This is a genomic window from Maribacter spongiae, from assembly GCF_047345125.1.
Lineage (GTDB): Bacteria > Bacteroidota > Bacteroidia > Flavobacteriales > Flavobacteriaceae > Maribacter.
This window is the reverse complement of sequence record NZ_JBLFEQ010000002.1, coordinates 467138-485224: the sequence shown is the minus strand read 5'-3', so window position 1 is coordinate 485224 and position 18087 is coordinate 467138. Positions and strand designations below refer to the sequence as shown.

Below are 18087 nucleotides of genomic sequence, written 5' to 3'. Positions count from 1 at the left end.
AGTCATTCCTCGGCCTCATGTTCCTCAACGTCCTTTTGCAAATCCAACCTTCTAAAAGTAGGTGATACAAAAGCGGTAATACCAGTAGTTAACAGGGTCATTGTCCCTCCAAAAACCACGGCCGTGACAGTTCCCATAAGTTTTGCGGTCACGCCACTTTCAAAAGCGCCCAGTTCATTGGAAGAACCAACGAACATAGAATTAACGGAAGCGACCCTTCCCCGCATATTGTCCGGGGTCTTTAGTTGGAGTATTGTTTGACGAATGACCATAGATACCCCATCTACGGCACCACTCAAAAACAATGCGATTACGGACAGCCAAAAATACGTGGAAAGGCCAAACACAATAATACAGACTCCAAAACCAAATACGGCCCACAACAATTTTTTACCTGCACTTTTATGTAATGGGAACCTTGTGGAACCCAACATGGTTATAGATGCCCCCACGGCCGGGGCAGCTCTTAAAACCCCAAACCCTTCCGAGCCTACATTTAAAATATCTTGCGCAAAAATGGGCAATAGGGCCACTGCCCCTCCAAAAAGAACGGCAATCATGTCCAACGTCAACGCACCAAAAACAGCTTTGGTATTGAATACGAATCGGAGCCCCTCTCGCAAACTCTGAAATACCGGTTCCCCGATTTTTGGATTTAATATCGGTTTTTTAGAAATTCTGAAAAGAATCGACAATGCCATCACCGAAAAACCAAAAATGACGCACATGGACCAATGTACCCCTATCCAGCTAATTGAAAAGCCAGCCAGGGCCGGTCCCAATACAGATGCCAATTGCCATGTAGAGCTGCTCCAGGTCGCCGCATTAGGATATATCTTTTTAGGAACGATCAGGGCGATCAAGGAGAAAATGGTCGGCCCCAAAAAAGAACGGACAATACCTCCCAAAAAAACCAAAATATAAATACTGTATAGGATTACTTGCGTATCTACTTCAGCTTCCAATGCCGGCAAGCTCAATAAGAACAGACCAAGGCTGATAACGGAAAATCCCAGGATACATTTGACCAAAAGATCGCGTTTCTCCTTCTGGTCTACAATATGGCCCGCAAACAATGCCATACCCACTGCGGGGATAACCTCCATTAGTCCAATAATCCCCAAGGATAGCGGATCTTTGGTCAAGGAATATACTTGCCATTCTATAACAATAAATTGCATGGACCACGCAAAGACCATGGCAAAACGCATCATCAGAAAGGTATTGAATTCCTTAAATCGCAAGGCGGCATAAGGGTCGGTCATTATTTTATGTCCCTCAATTTAAGTTGCGTACTTACATTGCCCCGCCATTCATTTTCATCTATAGAAAAAACGGCGTTAAACGGTCGTCTATTGGCGACCATTCCCAACTTGCTCCCCAAATTAAAACCGATACCGTTTATTCGTTGACCGCCGTCTTGGGCGACCGAAACCCTTAAATGTGCCTCATCTTGTCCCACGCCTTTGGCATAACCCGTATCCTTTAAATTCCGGGCCATAAAAACAGGGGTCATATTTCCCGGTCCAAAAGGGGCGAACTGCTTTAAAATGCGTATGAATTTAGGCGTAATATCCTTTAGTTCGATTATGGTATCGACCGTAATCTCAGGGATGAGCAATTCAGGGGCTATCGTTTCCTTGACAACGCTTTCAAATTGTTCCTTAAAAGCTTCAAACCGCCCTTCTAAAAGTGTTAATCCCGCAGCATATTTATGGCCTCCAAACTGTTCGATACAATCCGAGCAGCCTTCCAGGGCATGATAAACGTCAAAACCTTTTACGGAGCGTGCGGATGCCGCCAATTTATCTCCGCTTTTGGTAAAGACCAGAGTAGGTCGGTAATAGGTTTCGGTCAACCGCGATGCTACGATACCAATGACTCCTTTGTGCCAGGTATCTTTATATACCACGGATGTAAACCTGTCCTCTTCCTTGTTTTCCTGAATCTGCAATAGGGCTTCCTGCGTAATTTCCTGATCTAGCCCTTTTCTATCCGTATTAAATTTTTCTATTTCTGCCGCAAATCGTTGTGCCCGTTTCAAATCGGTTTCTGTAAGCAGGTTCACCGCATGTTGTCCGTGTTTCATTCTCCCTGCCGCATTGATACGCGGAGCGATAATGAACACGACATCGGTTATGGTCAGTTCTGTTTTTTTTATTTGGTCGATAATCGCTTTAAAACCAATTCGTGGGTTCGTGTTGATGACCTTGAGGCCATAGAAAGCCAATACTCTATTTTCTCCGGTTATGGGTACAATATCCGCACCGATCGCGGTGGCTACCAGATCCAGATATTGCATTATATCCTTAATTGTACCTCCTTTTCGGGAACTTAGGGCCTGTATGAGCTTAAACCCTACTCCACAGCCACATAATTCATCATACGGGTAGCTACAGTCTTTTCGTTTTGGATCTAAAACAGCCACGGCACCGGGTAATTTTTCACCCGGTCTGTGATGGTCACAGATAATAAAATCGATTTCTTTTTCCTTGGCATAAGTAACTTTGTCCATTGCCTTTACGCCACAGTCCAAAGCAATAATCAATGAGAAACCGTTATCCTCCGCAAAATCGATGCCTTTATAAGAAATCCCATAACCTTCATCATACCGATCGGGAATATAGGTAGCTACGTTGGGATAGTAGCTTAAAAGGTAGGAAGAAACCAGGGCTACGGCAGTTGTCCCGTCCACATCGTAATCGCCATAAACTAAGATATTTTCATTAGCGGCTATTGCCTTTTGAACCCGGGCTACAGCAACGTCCATATCTTTCATTAAGAAAGGGTCGTGTAAGTCCTTCAATTGTGGGCGAAAGAACTTTTTGGCCTCTTCATACGTAGTTATTCCCCTTTGGAGCAATAGGTGCGCCACCAAATCCCCTACCTTAAGTTCCTTGACCAATTGGTCAGTTTTGACCTGTTCAGGTTTGGGTTTTATGGTCCAACGCATTTGCTCTATTCCTTTAATCGTATCCGGTTCTTGAATATTTCTTCCCCCGCAACAAAAACTTTTACGTAACACCTCATTTTTTGGAGATAGGCCAGGTTAAAGTCAAGATTGCCCTGCTTAAGGTTATAATAGGTATGCTCCTCAATAATCTTGGATTCATCCTCCTGTTCGGTAAATACCACTTTAACCGTGTTTGAAGTATTGGCAAAGTAATCCAAGGTAATCGGCCCATTGGTCCTAGCCGGGAATACGGAAATGGAGGGTTTATCATCCAACCGATAGGTTGCTCCTGAAGCTACCTTGAAATTAAAGAGAATATCGCTTCCAAAATCAGATTCAAAATGCTTGAGTGCACGGCCCAAAGTATCCAGTAACCTTGTTTCTCCCCTACCATCCCTGGACTTAAACCAAAATTCCAACCCGTCACCAGCGGTATCATCCACGCTAAAACTATAGTTTCCTTCGGTCAGTTTTAAGGTATCCCTATATACTTTATTGGCTTCCAAATTTATAGTGTCCCTTAAAAATATAATCTTGCCGTAAGAATCCGTTATACGATACGAATTTTGTTTTGGCTTGGCATTCGTCTTAAAATACACTATGATATCCTGGGGCAAAATATGCGGCCTTCTGTAAACGGAACTTTTGGTATTGTCCGCTTTAAAGCTATCGGATTTTCCATTGGGCCTTTTCAATGTCACAAAAAAACGGGCCGATGCCTTATCGCTATATATTTCTTCCGGCAAGGTAAGCAGTGCCGTTTCCCCAAAAGGAAGGTTTCCGGACCAAGTGAAGGTTGCGGGTTTTTCTCCTTCTAAAAAATAATTTACTTTCAGGGTTTTCAATGTATTTTCCCCATTATTCTTTATACGGATTATCGGAAGCCCTCCATTTGGGTTTTTACGGCTATGAATATCCTCTGTAGAAGGGGAGATTATATCCAACAAAGCAACATCGTTCCTATTGTTCGGAACACCGTATTCAATAGCATAGGCCGTTAATAACTCAACCGCACTAGGCTTTTCTATTTTAAAGGGTTCCATATCAATATCTACTGTGTACTTTTTGTCCGGTGCCGTTTTTAAAAGTACCTCATCCGGTTGCAATAAATATCCAGGACACCAGTTGGCACGGTCAAAAATCCAGGTTCCCGCTTGCGGATACAGGGGGTTGTCCCCACATTCCATCCAAAGATCCTTGGTGTCTATAATTTTTCCGTTGTAAAGTATATTTCTGTATTTGCTGCAAAACTCCCCGCACCCTTTGGCATCTATGCCATGCCCTGTTTGATGGATCTTTATTTTTGTATAGGAAACGCCGGTTTCCGATATTAGGGAAACAGGTGTTAAATGGTTTTCAATGGGGTTGTCAACATTCCCGTAACTGTAACTGCCATCATATAATTTGTGGATGGCGAGTATTTCTGCCACGGGCTCTCCATACATAATTTCAAAATCTGCGGTAACCTTCCACCCCCGGGTCTTATTGTCCTCATAACCGGTATGGATATAATCTATTTCTACACTGTCCCTCAGAATCGTACTAAAATCCGTAACATCTACCTGCCATTGAAATTTCCAATCTTTTTGAAACCTTCCGCCGTAGGGAGTCAACATACGGGCCACTTCATAAATTGTAGTGCCGTTTTTAGGCCTTGCCTTAATATGGTCTACATAATCCCAATCCGCACAACGGATTCCATCCGGGCATTCAAAGGTCAAGTTAAGCAGGATTTGCCTAACCTCTTTTCCCTTCGCAGGGAAAACTGCCCATCTTTTATAGCTATTGGCTCCTTTGGAAGGGTCGGTTACAATGGTTTCCCCCTTGTGGGAAATAATATGCTCCTTTTCCTGGGCGATTAAATCGAGTGAAAAAGAAAAAGTAATCAAAAACAGAACAAAGTATTTCATTATCGTTATTTATGATGAAAGATAGTTTTAATCTCCAATGCCGCAAATCTTCGGAACATTTCCATAACGCCACAATAGGTCTCTACGGATAGATCTACCGCTCTTTGCAATTTTTTCTCCGAAAGGTCCTTTCCATGAAAATGATATTCTATCACCACATTGTCATAGTATTTTGGGTGTTCGTCCGTTAAATTGGCAATAGTCTCTATATGAAAATCATCTACCTCCAGTTTCATTTTTTTAATAAGCGATGCAATATCCAGTCCGGAACATCCGGCCAAGGAGGAAAGCATCAGTGCTTTTGGCCGATACCCACTGCCATTGCCGCCATCTTCCTCGGCAATATCTATCTTTACGGTATGTCCTGAAGGATTATTACTTTCAAAAGCCATATTACCTAACCATTTGGTGCTGATATGATTTGTTGTCCCCATAATTTTTCGTTTCTTGTGCATGCAAAAATACTACAAAAACAACATAAAAAACTTATGCTATGGCCCTAGTAGAACCGTTAAGCCCCGATCATGATGCCGAAACCAAAAAATTGGCCGAATTTTTTAATGAAACCCTTGGGTTTTGCCCCAATTCCGTACTGACCATGCAGCACAGGCCGGCCATTTCTAAGGCGTTCATTAACCTCAATAAAGCCGTTATGGCAAATGAAGGCCGAGTGACATCCGCCTTAAAAAGATTGATCGCCTGGGTGAGCAGCAACGCCACAGGGTGCCGCTATTGCCAGGCACACGCCATTAGGGCCGCGGAACGCTATGGTGCCGAACAGGTACAATTGGACAATATCTGGGAATACCGTACCCATGATGCTTTTTCCGAAGCGGAACGCGCCGCCTTGGATTTTTCTTTGGCCGCCTCACAGGTGCCCAATACGGTTAATAGCCACATTAAAGAACAGCTCCACAAATATTGGAACGACGGTGAAATTGTAGAAATGCTAGGGGTTATCTCGCTCTTTGGTTACCTCAATCGCTGGAACGATTCCATGGGAACCCATATTGAAGCGGGAGCTGTGGAAAGTGCTGACCAGTATCTGGGCAAATATGGCTGGAAAAAGGGGAAGCATGATGGGAATGGGTATTAGAGAAAAATAAGCCCTGCCAATATGGTGGTATTTATGGCAAAGCAACACTAAGGGAAATAGTTGGACGAAACAGTTTTGTGACCGGATATCCTCTACACAATTCTATAAAGGAATGGAACAAAAATATATTGGGGTTCCTTAGTGCTTTCTTAATTCCGAAATATGCTGGAACACGTTATTTTTATAACGAACAACGATTTACCATTACTCCAAAACCTTTAATACCCTCTTTTTTAATTCCGGTACCACTTCTTTTTCAAACCAGGGGTTTTTAGTCAACCAAAACCGGTTCCTCGGCGAAGGATGTGGTAATACAAAATGCTTGGGTAAATAGTTTTTATAGGCTTTGACCGTTTCGGTAAGGTTTTTTTCCGCAGCCTTGCCCAAATAATGTTTTTGGGCATAGATTCCTATTAAAATTACCAGTTCCAACTTTGGCATCTGATCAAATAGGGTTTCATGCCACAAGGGTGCACATTCCGGTCTGGGTGGCAAATCGCCCGATTTTCCTTTTCCGGGATAGCAAAAACCCATGGGCACAATGGCTATTTTGGTCTCATCATAAAACGTGTCGTCGGTTATATCCAACCATTTCCGCAGCTGTCTCCCACTGGGGTCGTTCCAGGGAATACCGGTTTCATGCACCCGGGTACCGGGAGCCTGCCCAATGATAACAATTTTAGCATCGGGGTGCGCCGCAACAACGGGTCTTGGCCCTAAAGGCAAATGCGCTTTACATACCTCACAATTCCGTATTTCATCCAATAATGTATCCATCACTTTTTTCCTTCTACAATAATAACAATTTCTCCTTTTGGAGGTTTCTCTATATAATGTTCCAACACTTTTTGGGCCGTTCCCCGAACGGTCTCTTCGTATAGTTTTGTCAACTCCCTGGAAACCGATATAGACCGTTCCGCACCAAAATAGGTGACAAAGTTTCCAAGGGTCTTTATCAATTTATGGGGCGACTCATAAAAAATTATGGTCCTAGGCTCTTCCGCTAACTGTTTTAATCTTGTTTGACGGCCTTTTTTTACAGGAAGAAATCCTTCAAATACAAATTTATCGTTGGGCAGGCCGCTATTTACCAAAGCGGGCACAAAAGCCGTGGCCCCGGGAAGGCATTCTACCGGAATATTATACTCTACACAGGCCCGTGTCAATAAAAATCCGGGGTCTGAAATGGCCGGGGTACCCGCATCTGAAATCAATGCGATAATTTCACCGCTTTGCAATCTGGCCACAATACCATCCACTGTTTTATGCTCATTGTGCATATGATGGCTATGCATGGGTGTAGTAATCTCAAAATGTTGGAGTAGTTTACCGCTGGTCCGGGTATCTTCTGCTAAGATCAGATCCACTTCCTTTAACACCTTAACGGCCCTAAAGGTCATATCTTCCAAATTACCAATTGGTGTCGGCACCAAATATAGTTTCCCCATAGTATATCAGGAGCGGACTTTTTTGTCCAAAAAATAAGAAACCATCAATGCAAAAAAGGCCACAACCGCAAACAGTTCCCCGCCGTCCTTGGCCACCATGTGGGCCGTAAAAGCCAATGTAATATCAAAGAAAAAACCGGCAAAGGCCCATTCTTTCAAAGATTTGGAGAAATTTCCCCAAATGGCCACCAAGCCTAATAATTTTGCGGTAGCAAGCGGATATACCAAATACCTGGGATAGTTTAAATTTTCAAAATATCCGGCAACCGCTTCCGGATTGCGAAAGTACATTTGAACGGAATAGAGCATAATGGCGGTCAAGACCCCCATTGCTATATAAAAAATAATCTTTTGTGTTTTCATGTGCTTATTTTATTGCTTCGTATCGATTTTCATGAATCTTCAATTTCACCGGTCCACATTTCAATCGACATCAATATATCTGGTACGGTTCATTTCATAATTCCTCTTCCCGTGGCTTAAAGATACTGGTTTAGGGTCGTGAAAAATAAAAACCCGACAGATATGTAGGGCCATCGCCCCTTAAATACCGTAGCTTTTAGGTAAACCTACGTGCTATCAATGCCATAAAGCGGATTTCATACTCTTCTTTTCCTTCCCAATTATTATAATCGGGTTTCACCATATTGTTGATAAAGGCAATGGAACGTTCTTCCGTATCAATAGTATTCAATTGTGATAGCACACGGTTATAATCTTCCGTACTGTCATTGAACAGGTGTTTTACAAAACCCAGGCGATTGTTCAGGTCCACCTTTAAATCCTTATTTCCAAAACGGTCGTTCAAAGATTTTGGCATTTCTGTTTTGGCATCATCGTTCCCGGAAGGCGGCATTAAAAATTCCTTGTCATTTTTCATCAGGTCCGGTTTTGCCATAAACTCGGTAAGTACCTCTTCCAAACTATCATTGCTCGGCATTTCGGAGACCATGTCCTTTATGGTGTCCATGCCGGGCGTTATTATATCCTCCTCGTGCGGATTGTTCTCCGGAACCGATGTGGCATGTATTACGGCATTCGCCATTTGTTCAAACTTGGCGGCAATGGCATTTTTGGAAACATCTATTTGCAAATCGTTCAATTCTTCTTCAATAAACTTCAATACGGCCAGTTTCTCGTACAATTTCTTGGAAACTTCGTACAGATCTGTAATCTCGCTCAAATCCTTTGCCGTAATAATTTCCGTGGATAATTTCCGCAACTCTTCTTTCAACTTTCTCTTCATCTCACAATTTTAAAAGGCCCATATCCTAAGACGGTATTTTTACTAACTTTATTTATTAAACTCGTTTAAAAATTTTTAATCCGTCGGAAAATTAAATCCTGAAATTTTAAACGGGTTCATTCTGTAATTTAAGAACGAAAATCCTCTTGTTTTAGTTCAAGGGATCGTTTTAAAATGTATCGATTGTTTTTATATCTCTCTTTTTGCGCATAACTTCGTTATATATTAAGACGATAATGCCGCTATTCTTTGAATTTTTATCTTGTTCTACATTAGAAATAGTCGATAAAAAATTCAATCATAAATTTCGGAACAGTCTTTAAAATTACAAAATGTTTCTCGAAAATACTGTTAATCATAAAGAACAATTCGGCTGGATAGAGGTCATCGCAGGATCCATGTTTTCCGGTAAAACCGAGGAATTGATACGCAGGTTAAGGCGCGCCCAATTTGCAAAACTCAAGGTCGAGATTTTCAAACCTATGGTGGACAACCGTTATGACGATGAAATGGTGGTGTCCCATGACGCAAATGAAATAAGATCGACTCCCGTACCCGCAGCGGCGAATATCCGTATTTTGGCGGATACCTGTGATGTTATCGGCATTGACGAGGCCCAATTTTTTGATGACGAAATCGTGACCGTCTGCAACGATCTGGCCAACCAGGGTATCCGGGTCATCATAGCGGGGCTGGACATGGATTTTAAGGGCAATCCCTTTGGCCCCATGCCCGCTTTAATGGCTACCGCCGAATATGTTACCAAAGTACATGCCATTTGTACCCGTACCGGTAATCTTGCCAATTACAGTTTTAGAAAATCCAATAATGCAGACCTGGTCATGCTGGGAGAGACGGAAGAATACGAATCATTGAGCCGGGGCGCATTTTATAAGGCCATGCTCAAAGAAAAAATACGTAAAATGGATGTCTCTGCTGAAGAGGTGCCCTCTAAAAATAAGCGATCCAATGCCTGAGGCAAAAGAAACGGTCCTTGAAATCGATTTAAGGGCATTGGAGCATAATTACCGTTATCTCCGTTCCAAATTGGCTGCCAGGACCAAGTTTTTGGCCGTTGTAAAGGCTTTTGCCTATGGGAGCGATGCCGAGAAAGTAGCCCAAAAGCTAGAAAGCCTGGGTGTAGATTATTTTGCGGTAGCCTATGTAAAAGAAGGGGTAGCTTTACGAAATGCAGGGATAACAAAACCCATTCTGGTACTTCATCCGCAAACCATAAATTTTAATACTTTAATAACACACCGTCTCGAGCCCAGCTTATACTCTCCCAAAGTCTTGGAAGACTTTTTGGCATCGGCTAAAAGACAAGGGCAAACGGATTATCCCGTTCACTTAAAATTCAATACGGGCCTAAACCGATTGGGGTTTGGGGAGAATGATGTAGATTACATTACCGGGCAATTACGAGATGTTGATGAAGTGAAGATCAGTTCCGTTTTCTCCCATTTGGCCGCTTCCGAAGACTTGAACGAGGGCACGTTTACCCAAAGACAAATAGATGTTTTTCAAAAAATAACCTTAGAAATCAATAAAAAATTAGATGATAAGCCTTTCCGGCATTTGCTAAACACCTCGGGCATTATCAATTATACCGGAGCACAGTACGATATGGTGCGAAGTGGGATAGGATTGTACGGATATGGCAACGAGGCCAAAATAGATGCCGAACTAAAACCGGTAGCTACTCTAAAGACCATCATTTCACAAATCCATAAAATAGAGCCCGGTGAAACCGTAGGATATAACAGGAGCTTTGCCTCCGATGGACACCGTATTTCAGCGACCCTGCCCCTAGGCCATGCGGATGGCATCGGAAGACAGTACGGTGGAGGAAAAACCTATGTGCTGGTCCATGGGAAAAAGGCACCCATTATTGGCAATGTTTGTATGGATATGATCATGATAGACGTTACCGGCATAAGCTGTAAAGAAGGGGACGAGGTGGTTGTTTTTGGCCCTGAACTCTCGGCCATGGAATTTGCCCAGACCGCAAACACTATTTCCTACGAGCTTTTAACGGGCATCTCCCAACGAATATCACGGGTGTACAAGGACTAGGGAAACGGATTATTAACGTTTTTTTAAGAAAATAATTTTTCACTATATTGCGTGTTACTTAATTTTTAACCATTAAACACTTTATCATGCTTAAAGAATTTAAGGAATTTGCCATGAAAGGAAACCTGGTGGACATTGCCGTTGGTTTCGTTATGGGTGCCGCTTTTAATAAAGTTGTCGCCTCTTTTACCGGGGGTATCGTATCTCCACTTATCGGTTTGCTCTTTGATGCCAATTTTAACGATTTAAAACATATTCTAAAAGAAGGTACTATGAACGATGCCGGGGAAAAAGTTGGTGAGGTCGCTGTTTTATACGGTGAGTTTTTGACCAACGTTATCGATTTTATCATTGTTGCCTTTGTCATGTTCCTGATCGTTAAAGGCGTTAATAGCATGAAGAAAAAAGAAGAAGAAGAAGCTCCGGCACCTCCGGCAGGGCCTACGACCGAAGAGTTGCTTGCCGAAATCAGGGATGCATTGAAAAAGTAAAATCCATTTCCTTTATATAGGAACGCCGCTATACTACGGCAAATTTTAAACCAAAACCGCCAATTGGGTTTCGCTGACCCGATTGGCGGTTATTTTTGAAATTACATTATAATGAGGGTTTTCCGTCGTTCATATTTCACGATATCGAAATGACGAATCCTCGTTCTCAATTTAAAACCATAAAGCAATTGTTTTAAATATAACTTTTTGTTATATTTTAATAATTATCTTTCTTTTAATTTGCCCATACTGGCCTATTGCCTATTTTTGTACTTCAATTTTAAATCATCATAATGAAAGTAGCAGTTGTTGGCGCAACCGGAATGGTAGGCGAAGTAATGTTGAAGGTATTGGCGGAGCGTAATTTTCCGATTTCGGAACTATTGTTGGTCGCTTCTGAACGTTCCGTGGGCAAAAAATTAGCCTATAATGGTGAAGAGCATACCATAATTGGACTTGCCGATGCCGTAGCCGCCCGACCGGACATTGCCATTTTTTCCGCCGGTGGGGACACTTCTTTGGAATGGGCCCCAAAATTTGCCGACGCCGGAACGACCGTAGTGGACAACTCCTCCGCTTGGCGTATGGATCCGGATAAAAAATTGGTGGTTCCGGAGATAAATGCAAATGAACTTACCGCCAATGATAAAATCATTGCCAATCCCAATTGCTCCACCATACAAATGGTCATGGCCCTGGCACCACTCCACAAAAAATACAACATGAAGCGTGTGGTCGTTTCTACCTATCAGTCCGTTTCAGGTACCGGGGTAAAAGCGGTCCGGCAACTTGAAAATGAAATAGCGGGGGTAGAAGGAGAAATGGCCTACCCTTACCCTATTGGTCGCAATGCCTTACCTCATTGCGATGTTTTTTTAGAGAACGGCTATACTAAAGAAGAAATGAAATTGGCCCGGGAACCGCAAAAAATATTGGATGACCGTACTTTTTCCGTAAGTGCCACAGCAGTACGTATTCCTACGGCAGGCGGACATTCGGAATCCGTTAATGTGGAGTTTGAAAATGATTTTGAACTGAGCGAAGTACGCAGGATACTGAATGATACCCCGGGAGTTACCGTTCAGGATAATCCCGATACCAACACCTATCCCATGCCCATATACGCCCATGATAAAGACGAAGTATTCGTAGGCCGCATCCGCAGGGACGAAACCCAGCGCAATACCTTGAACATGTGGATCGTTTCGGACAACCTTAGAAAAGGGGCCGCTACCAATGCTGTGCAGATTGCAGAGTATTTAGCGGCTAACCAGTTGGTTTAGTTTACGATACCAACTTCTAAAAGAGTGTTAAAACCTTCAAAACTATGCTGTTTTGAAGGTTTTTTAATGCTATTTTTAGCCCGACTAATTCTTAAAAACAATGAAACTAACAACACCTTGCCTATTGGCACTTGTTCTGGCATCTGCCTGCCAAAACAAACCTAAAAGAGAACCTATTGCCGTGAATTATCCCACAACCGCAAAAGTCGATACCGTAGATACTTATTTTGGAACCGAGGTCAAAGACCCCTATCGCTGGTTGGAGGATGATAGAAGCCCTGAAACCGAAGCATGGGTAAAGGAACAAAATAAGACCACTTTTGGTTATTTGGACAATATTCCCTTTCGTGAGGATCTAAAATCCCGATTGGAAAAATTATGGAACTATGAAAAATTAGGAGCTCCTTTTAAAGAAGGAGACTATACCTATTTCAATAAAAATGACGGGCTTCAAAATCAATCTGTCGTGTATCGAAAAAAAGGCGATTCAGAAGCGGAGGTCTTTTTGGACCCCAATACCTTTTCGGAGGATGGCACAACATCCCTGACCAGCCTGAGGTTTACCAAAGACGGGGCTTTGGCCGCTTATCTTATCTCCGAAGGTGGTAGCGATTGGCGAAAAGCGATCATTATCGATGCCGAGACCCAAAAAATTGTTGAAGACACCTTGGTAGATATTAAATTTAGCGATATTTCATGGAAAGGAAACGATGGCTTCTTTTATTCCAGTTATGATAAGCCCAAGGGCAGTGAACTTTCTGCCAAAACAGATCAGCATAAACTCTACTATCACAAACTGGGTACTCCGCAATCGGCGGACAAGTTAATTTATGGAGGAACACCTGGGCAAAAGCATAGATATATAAGTGGAAGCGTGACCGAAGATGCAAAATACCTGTTCGTTTACCCTAGAACTTCCACTTCCGGAAACAAATTGTTAATGAAGGACCTGTCCGATCCCAATGCTGAATTCGTGACCATTCTTGATCATACGGACACGGATACTTATGTAATGGAAAACGAAGGTTCCAAACTTTTTTTGGTGACCAATATGGATGCCCCCAACAAGAAAATTGTAACGGTAGATGCCTCTGATCCAAGCCCCGGGAATTGGGTGGATTTTATAAAAGAAACCGAAAATGTACTCACACCGAGCACGGGAAGCGGCTATTTCTTTACGGAATATATGGTAGACGCCATTTCTAAGGTATACCAATACGATTATGACGGTAAACTGATTCGCGAAGTTGAATTGCCGGGCGTAGGAAGCGCCGGTGGTTTTAGGGGAAAAAAAGAGGATGCCGAATTTTACTTCTCCTTTACCAATTACAACACCCCGGGTTCATCCTATAAATACAATGCGGAAAGTGGTGAATACGAGCGATATTGGAAACCTGAAATCGATTTTAACCCTGCAGATTATGAGTCCAATCAGGTTTTTTATACTTCAAAAGACGGGACTAAAGTACCCATGATCATCACCCATAAAAAAGGATTGGAGCTCAACGGCAAAAACCCTACTATTTTGTATGGTTATGGAGGGTTCAATGTTAGTTTGACCCCTTCGTTCAGTATTGCCAATGCCGTTTGGATGGAGCAAGGGGGCGTCTATGCCGTACCCAATTTAAGGGGCGGTGGTGAATACGGCAAAAAATGGCATGATGCGGGTACCAAGACCCAAAAGCAAAATGTATTTGACGATTTTATCGCAGCGGCCGAATATTTGATCGCCAACAATTATACGTCCAAAGAGTACCTAGCCATAAGAGGAGGGTCCAATGGCGGGTTGCTGGTAGGTGCTACCATGACCCAACGGCCGGACTTGATGCAAGTGGCATTACCTGCGGTAGGCGTATTGGACATGCTACGCTATCACACGTTTACGGCCGGGGCCGGATGGGCCTATGATTATGGGACTTCTGAGGAAAGTGAGGAAATGTTCAACTATCTCAAAGGGTATTCCCCCATACATAACGTTACAAAAGGCACCGTTTATCCCGCTACCTTGGTCACAACCGGGGATCATGACGATCGGGTGGTACCGGCCCATAGTTTTAAGTTTGCGGCGGAGCTTCAGGAAAAACAGGCAGGTGAACGCCCCGCCCTTATCCGGATAGAGACCAACGCCGGTCATGGTGCAGGAACACCGGTAAGCAAAACTATAGCACAGTATGCGGATATTTTTGGGTTTACCTTATATAATATGGGTTTTGAAGCACTACCCAATCAATCTGTTTTAAAAAAGTTCAAGGATTAAATCCGACGTCATATCAATAAATTATCGGAAAATCCGTTCTTACACAGGAACGGATTTTTCCGTATAGACCCTAACCCGACAACTTTATGTTACGAATAGAGAATGTATCCTTTGCTTATGATGATATTTCCATTTTGGACAATATCAATATGAGGATACAACGAAGGGAACATGTGGCCATCATAGGGGAAAGTGGTTGTGGCAAGAGTACCTTGCTCAAGATTATCTATGGTTTGATGGATTTGGAACAGGGCGAAATATTCTGGGAGGACGAACCCATTTTAGGCCCTGCCTATTATTTGGTCCCCGGTGCGCCATTTATGAAATATCTCTCCCAGGATTTTGATTTGATGCCCTTTATTACGGTAAAGGAAAATATAAGCCAGTACCTCTCCGTGTTCTATCCGGAAGAACTTCAAAAACGGACGGAAACATTATTGGCCATGATAGAACTCACCGCCTTCGCCGATAAGAAAGTAAACACACTCAGTGGTGGCCAGCAACAGCGGGTGGCCCTGGCACGTGTTTTGGCGCAAAAACCGGAAATCCTTTTATTGGACGAACCTTTTAGCCATATGGACAACTTTATGAAAAATAGCCTTAGGCGAAATATTTTTGGTTATTTAAAGGAAAATGGTATTACCTGTATCGTTGCCACACATGATTATCATGATGTGCTTCCGTTTACGGATAAGGTCTTTGTATTAAGAGATCAACGGGTTATGGCAAAAGGCAAGCCCATGGAACTGTATAGAAACCCCAGAGATCTATATATCGCCTCCCTGTTCGGGGAAGCCAACCACATTTCCATAGACGTGCTCAAATCCTATGCGAATACTAAAAGAAAAATCATTGTTTACGCCCATGAATTTCGGGTATCGGAAACTTCCGGCATTCCCGTGACCGTTAAAAAATCATATCCCATGGGCAGCCATTTCCTGGCTAAAGGAGAAACGGGGGATGGGGAAGTAATTTTTTTCAACGCTCCTTTGGAACCTGTCGTAGATAAAAAAATCTTTTTAAATGTCTCTTTGGAAACGATAAACCAAAGGCTCCTACAAGCCGTTCACGAGTAAGGTAAGGTTATCCATAACGGGAATAGCCAAGTATAGCCTATTTTTGTTGGTCAAACCCTTTCATTTTGGATCAGGATATCATTCAACAAGAACTTCAATTTAAGGCCGTTAGAAGTAGTGGCCCCGGAGGCCAACATGCCAATAAAGTATCTTCCAAGGTGGAACTTTCCTTTGATATTCCCAATTCCAAGGGGCTGTCCGAAGTTGAAAAAGAACGCCTCCTGAACAAACTCGGCACTAGATTAAACCATGAAGGGCAATTGCAATTGCAGTGTGACACCCATAGAAGTCAACATAAAAACAAATCGACCATCATCAAAAGATTCTTTGAGCTACTCCGGAAAGCGCTTTACATTCCTAAAAAACGAAAACGGAGCAAGCCTTCCAAATCGGCGATCGAAAAAAGGTTAAAGGCCAAAAAACGGGCGGCACTTAAAAAGGCGAACCGGAGCAAACCGGATTTTTAGTCTTCCCCATTATACAATCCCTATTATTTTAATGTCTTTTTGGTCGAACCTAAAGGTATCGCCAACACTTTTCCCCAATAATAACTTTCCAATGGGCGTAGCGGGAGAGATGCAGTAAATCGAATTGCCCGCAATGTTGCATTCCCCTGCGGAAATCCCCATAAAATAGTTGTTTTGTTCTGTTAGGATCATAGTGCCCAGACCTACATGAATATTGGAATCCAATTTTATTTTGGACACTATTTCTTTTGTGCGTTCGGCATTGGCCAGTTGAACTCCCAATTTTTCCCGTTCCAATTGTAGCATGGCCCTGCCCGTCTCATGCTTATCTCCCGCACTACTTTTAGTCTCGGAAGTCAGGGCAATTTCTATTTCTTGTATTTGGGATCGTATCCTGGAGAGCCTGGCGGATACAGAATCCGAACAATATGCAAAGGCGGCCTGTTTTAATTCCCGTAATGCTTTCTTATTCTTCAACGTGGTATAAATCGGCCAATTTGTAAATAAGGAAATTTACCATGGTATCACTGGGTTCCCCGTTGATCATCATTCTTTGGATTTCCTGTCTGTTCTCGGCCTTAAAATAATCCAAGTCCCCCGAACGGTCCTCGCTAAAGATATTCCAGGATTTTAATCCGCTCAACATCGCTTTGTGTGCATTGTACTTCTTAACGGTCAATTCCCTTCGCTTTTTTATTGATCTGTCCATCTTCACGGCATCGGACCTTTGTTGTTCTTCCAGCAATCTATATTCTGCCGAAATACGGGCATCGGCTTTTTCCGCTTCGGTGATTATCTTAAAATAGGCACGGGATACCAAGGAAGCGTATCTTTCTTCAAAATTATTGAAATCCGCCGTACTCGAACCGTCCAAAAGAACGGCATGGGTCTCTGTACTCGCATACAAATCCAATTCTTTATTTTCACCATTGGCCAAGAACGATTCTTGCCATGCTTTGGATTTGATCATTTCTTTCCAAATCTTCGCATATTCCCTTTCATATTTGTGCTGGGTAAGGGAACAGCCTGAACCTATTAGGGCCAATAAAATATAAAGCGTGAACCCTTTTCTTTTTATCATAAATGCCATGTCATTCCATTATGTGATCACACAGCACAAGTATGCCTTTATAAAGTTCCATTTAAGACTCACGGAAAAAGACCTTGGGAAAACGGCCTTTATAAATAAGGGGACAGCAATATATAAAGAAAAATCGGTTGTTACGGCATCCCATGGCGAGCGGACAAAGAAAACGTTCAATAGCGTTTCTTTGAATTAAGAAAAGTACTTCAAGTGAAAAAAGCTTCGAGGGTAAAAACCTCGAAGCTTCAATTTTATTGGTGACCCCATATTAGGACTGAACTATTATTTTATTGATTCTCAGTTTTTACAACTAAATAATATTGATCACTCATCGGAAATCGCACCAAAATAATATCGGATTTTAAATGAACGTGCTCGATATCAAATGTCTTGAAATTAAATGAGATATTGTTTGTTTCCGCCATCAAGTTTTTGTGTTTGATACTTTTATTTTGTTCTCACAATCGCTCCTACTTCAACATGATATGCGTTGAACAAGCTTCATAAAAGGTCATTGATTCGAATATATCTCCTTTATACAGCAAATTATGCGCCCATTGAAACGCAATTCTTTTTGTTTCCTCTGGTTACAGCAACTGAAAGAATTTTTTAGCTTTGGCTGCCCTCTTTTGACTAATTAATATACCCTAATAAGTTATGTTATAGGCTACTATTAGCAAATTGAGTTCTAAGATTTGCA

At 42.4% G+C, this 18087-nt stretch carries 19 protein-coding genes; 9 read left to right on the top strand and 10 right to left on the bottom strand.

Going from position 1 to position 18087, the window contains the following annotated elements:
- Positions 1-2: 2 nt before the first annotated feature.
- The 4 genes from ACKWB9_RS04740 to ACKWB9_RS04725 are packed head-to-tail and all read right to left on the bottom strand — an operon-like array spanning position 3 to position 5297.
- Positions 3-1265, bottom strand: a complete 1263-nt coding sequence (locus tag ACKWB9_RS04740; RefSeq protein WP_414001846.1) for an MFS transporter — start codon at positions 1263-1265, stop codon at positions 3-5.
- Positions 1265-2953: a single-stranded-DNA-specific exonuclease RecJ gene (gene recJ, locus ACKWB9_RS04735; RefSeq protein ID WP_414001845.1), complete on the bottom strand. Its 1689-nt coding sequence runs from the start codon at positions 2951-2953 to the stop codon at positions 1265-1267. The genes ACKWB9_RS04740 and recJ overlap by 1 nt, the downstream gene beginning before the upstream one ends.
- 5 nt (positions 2954-2958) lie before the next feature.
- Positions 2959-4863 carry a peptide-N-glycosidase F-related protein gene (locus ACKWB9_RS04730; RefSeq protein ID WP_414001844.1) on the bottom strand — a complete coding sequence of 635 codons (1905 nt, stop codon included), beginning with the start codon at positions 4861-4863 and terminating at the stop codon, positions 2959-2961.
- A gap of 5 nt (positions 4864-4868) precedes the next feature.
- A complete protein-coding gene (locus ACKWB9_RS04725; protein WP_414001843.1) occupies positions 4869-5297 on the bottom strand; it encodes an OsmC family protein in 429 nt (142 codons plus the stop codon).
- 59 nt (positions 5298-5356) lie between these two features.
- On the opposite strand from ACKWB9_RS04725, the gene ACKWB9_RS04720 reads away from it, so the two are divergent.
- A complete protein-coding gene (locus ACKWB9_RS04720; protein ID WP_414001842.1) occupies positions 5357-5959 on the top strand; it encodes a carboxymuconolactone decarboxylase family protein in 603 nt (200 codons plus the stop codon).
- Positions 5960-6163: 204 nt separating this feature from the next.
- Here ACKWB9_RS04720 and ACKWB9_RS04715 read toward each other — a convergent pair whose 3' ends face one another.
- From ACKWB9_RS04715 to ACKWB9_RS04700, 4 genes are all read right to left on the bottom strand, one after another.
- Entirely contained in the window at positions 6164-6736 is a 573-nt protein-coding gene (locus ACKWB9_RS04715) for a uracil-DNA glycosylase family protein (RefSeq protein ID WP_414001841.1), read from the bottom strand.
- Positions 6736-7407, bottom strand: a complete 672-nt coding sequence (gene rsmI, locus ACKWB9_RS04710) for a 16S rRNA (cytidine(1402)-2'-O)-methyltransferase (RefSeq protein ID WP_414001840.1) — start codon at positions 7405-7407, stop codon at positions 6736-6738. Before rsmI ends, ACKWB9_RS04715 begins: the two co-directional genes overlap by 1 nt.
- Before the next feature lie 6 nt (positions 7408-7413).
- Entirely contained in the window at positions 7414-7770 is a 357-nt protein-coding gene (locus ACKWB9_RS04705; protein WP_414001839.1) for a DoxX family protein, read from the bottom strand.
- 196 nt (positions 7771-7966) lie between these two features.
- Positions 7967-8653: a hypothetical protein gene (locus ACKWB9_RS04700; protein ID WP_414001838.1), complete on the bottom strand. Its 687-nt coding sequence runs from the start codon at positions 8651-8653 to the stop codon at positions 7967-7969.
- A 332-nt stretch (positions 8654-8985) separates the two neighbouring features.
- Between ACKWB9_RS04700 and ACKWB9_RS04695 the strand changes: the two genes are divergently transcribed.
- From ACKWB9_RS04695 to arfB, 7 genes are all read left to right on the top strand, one after another.
- Entirely contained in the window at positions 8986-9630 is a 645-nt protein-coding gene (locus ACKWB9_RS04695; RefSeq protein ID WP_414001837.1) for a thymidine kinase, read from the top strand.
- Positions 9623-10729 (top strand): alanine racemase, encoded by a 1107-nt coding sequence (gene alr / locus ACKWB9_RS04690; RefSeq protein WP_414001836.1) that lies wholly within the window; start codon positions 9623-9625, stop codon positions 10727-10729. Before ACKWB9_RS04695 ends, alr begins: the two co-directional genes overlap by 8 nt.
- Positions 10730-10815: 86 nt before the next feature.
- The gene (gene mscL / locus ACKWB9_RS04685; protein WP_414001835.1) at positions 10816-11220 is read left to right on the top strand and encodes a large-conductance mechanosensitive channel protein MscL; all 405 of its coding nucleotides are present in this window, start codon (positions 10816-10818) and stop codon (positions 11218-11220) included.
- A gap of 293 nt (positions 11221-11513) precedes the next feature.
- A complete protein-coding gene (locus tag ACKWB9_RS04680; protein ID WP_414001834.1) occupies positions 11514-12503 on the top strand; it encodes an aspartate-semialdehyde dehydrogenase in 990 nt (329 codons plus the stop codon).
- Positions 12504-12603: 100 nt separating this feature from the next.
- Positions 12604-14760 (top strand): prolyl oligopeptidase family serine peptidase, encoded by a 2157-nt coding sequence (locus tag ACKWB9_RS04675; protein ID WP_414001833.1) that lies wholly within the window; start codon positions 12604-12606, stop codon positions 14758-14760.
- An 86-nt stretch (positions 14761-14846) separates the two neighbouring features.
- Positions 14847-15836: an ABC transporter ATP-binding protein gene (locus tag ACKWB9_RS04670; protein ID WP_414001832.1), complete on the top strand. Its 990-nt coding sequence runs from the start codon at positions 14847-14849 to the stop codon at positions 15834-15836.
- A 65-nt stretch (positions 15837-15901) separates the two neighbouring features.
- A complete protein-coding gene (gene arfB, locus ACKWB9_RS04665) occupies positions 15902-16303 on the top strand; it encodes an alternative ribosome rescue aminoacyl-tRNA hydrolase ArfB (RefSeq protein WP_414001831.1) in 402 nt (133 codons plus the stop codon).
- Positions 16304-16312: 9 nt separating this feature from the next.
- On the opposite strand, the gene ACKWB9_RS04660 is transcribed toward arfB, so the two are convergent.
- Together ACKWB9_RS04660 and ACKWB9_RS04655 are read right to left on the bottom strand one after the other, a co-directional pair.
- The gene (locus tag ACKWB9_RS04660; protein WP_414001830.1) at positions 16313-16780 is read right to left on the bottom strand and encodes a 3-oxoacyl-ACP synthase; all 468 of its coding nucleotides are present in this window, start codon (positions 16778-16780) and stop codon (positions 16313-16315) included.
- Positions 16770-17384 (bottom strand): hypothetical protein, encoded by a 615-nt coding sequence (locus ACKWB9_RS04655; RefSeq protein WP_414001829.1) that lies wholly within the window; start codon positions 17382-17384, stop codon positions 16770-16772. The genes ACKWB9_RS04660 and ACKWB9_RS04655 overlap by 11 nt, the downstream gene beginning before the upstream one ends.
- A 7-nt stretch (positions 17385-17391) precedes the next feature.
- Here ACKWB9_RS04655 and ACKWB9_RS04650 point away from each other — a divergent pair, with 7 nt between their 5' ends.
- A complete protein-coding gene (locus ACKWB9_RS04650) occupies positions 17392-17583 on the top strand; it encodes a hypothetical protein (RefSeq protein ID WP_414001828.1) in 192 nt (63 codons plus the stop codon).
- Positions 17584-18087: the final 504 nt, after the last annotated feature.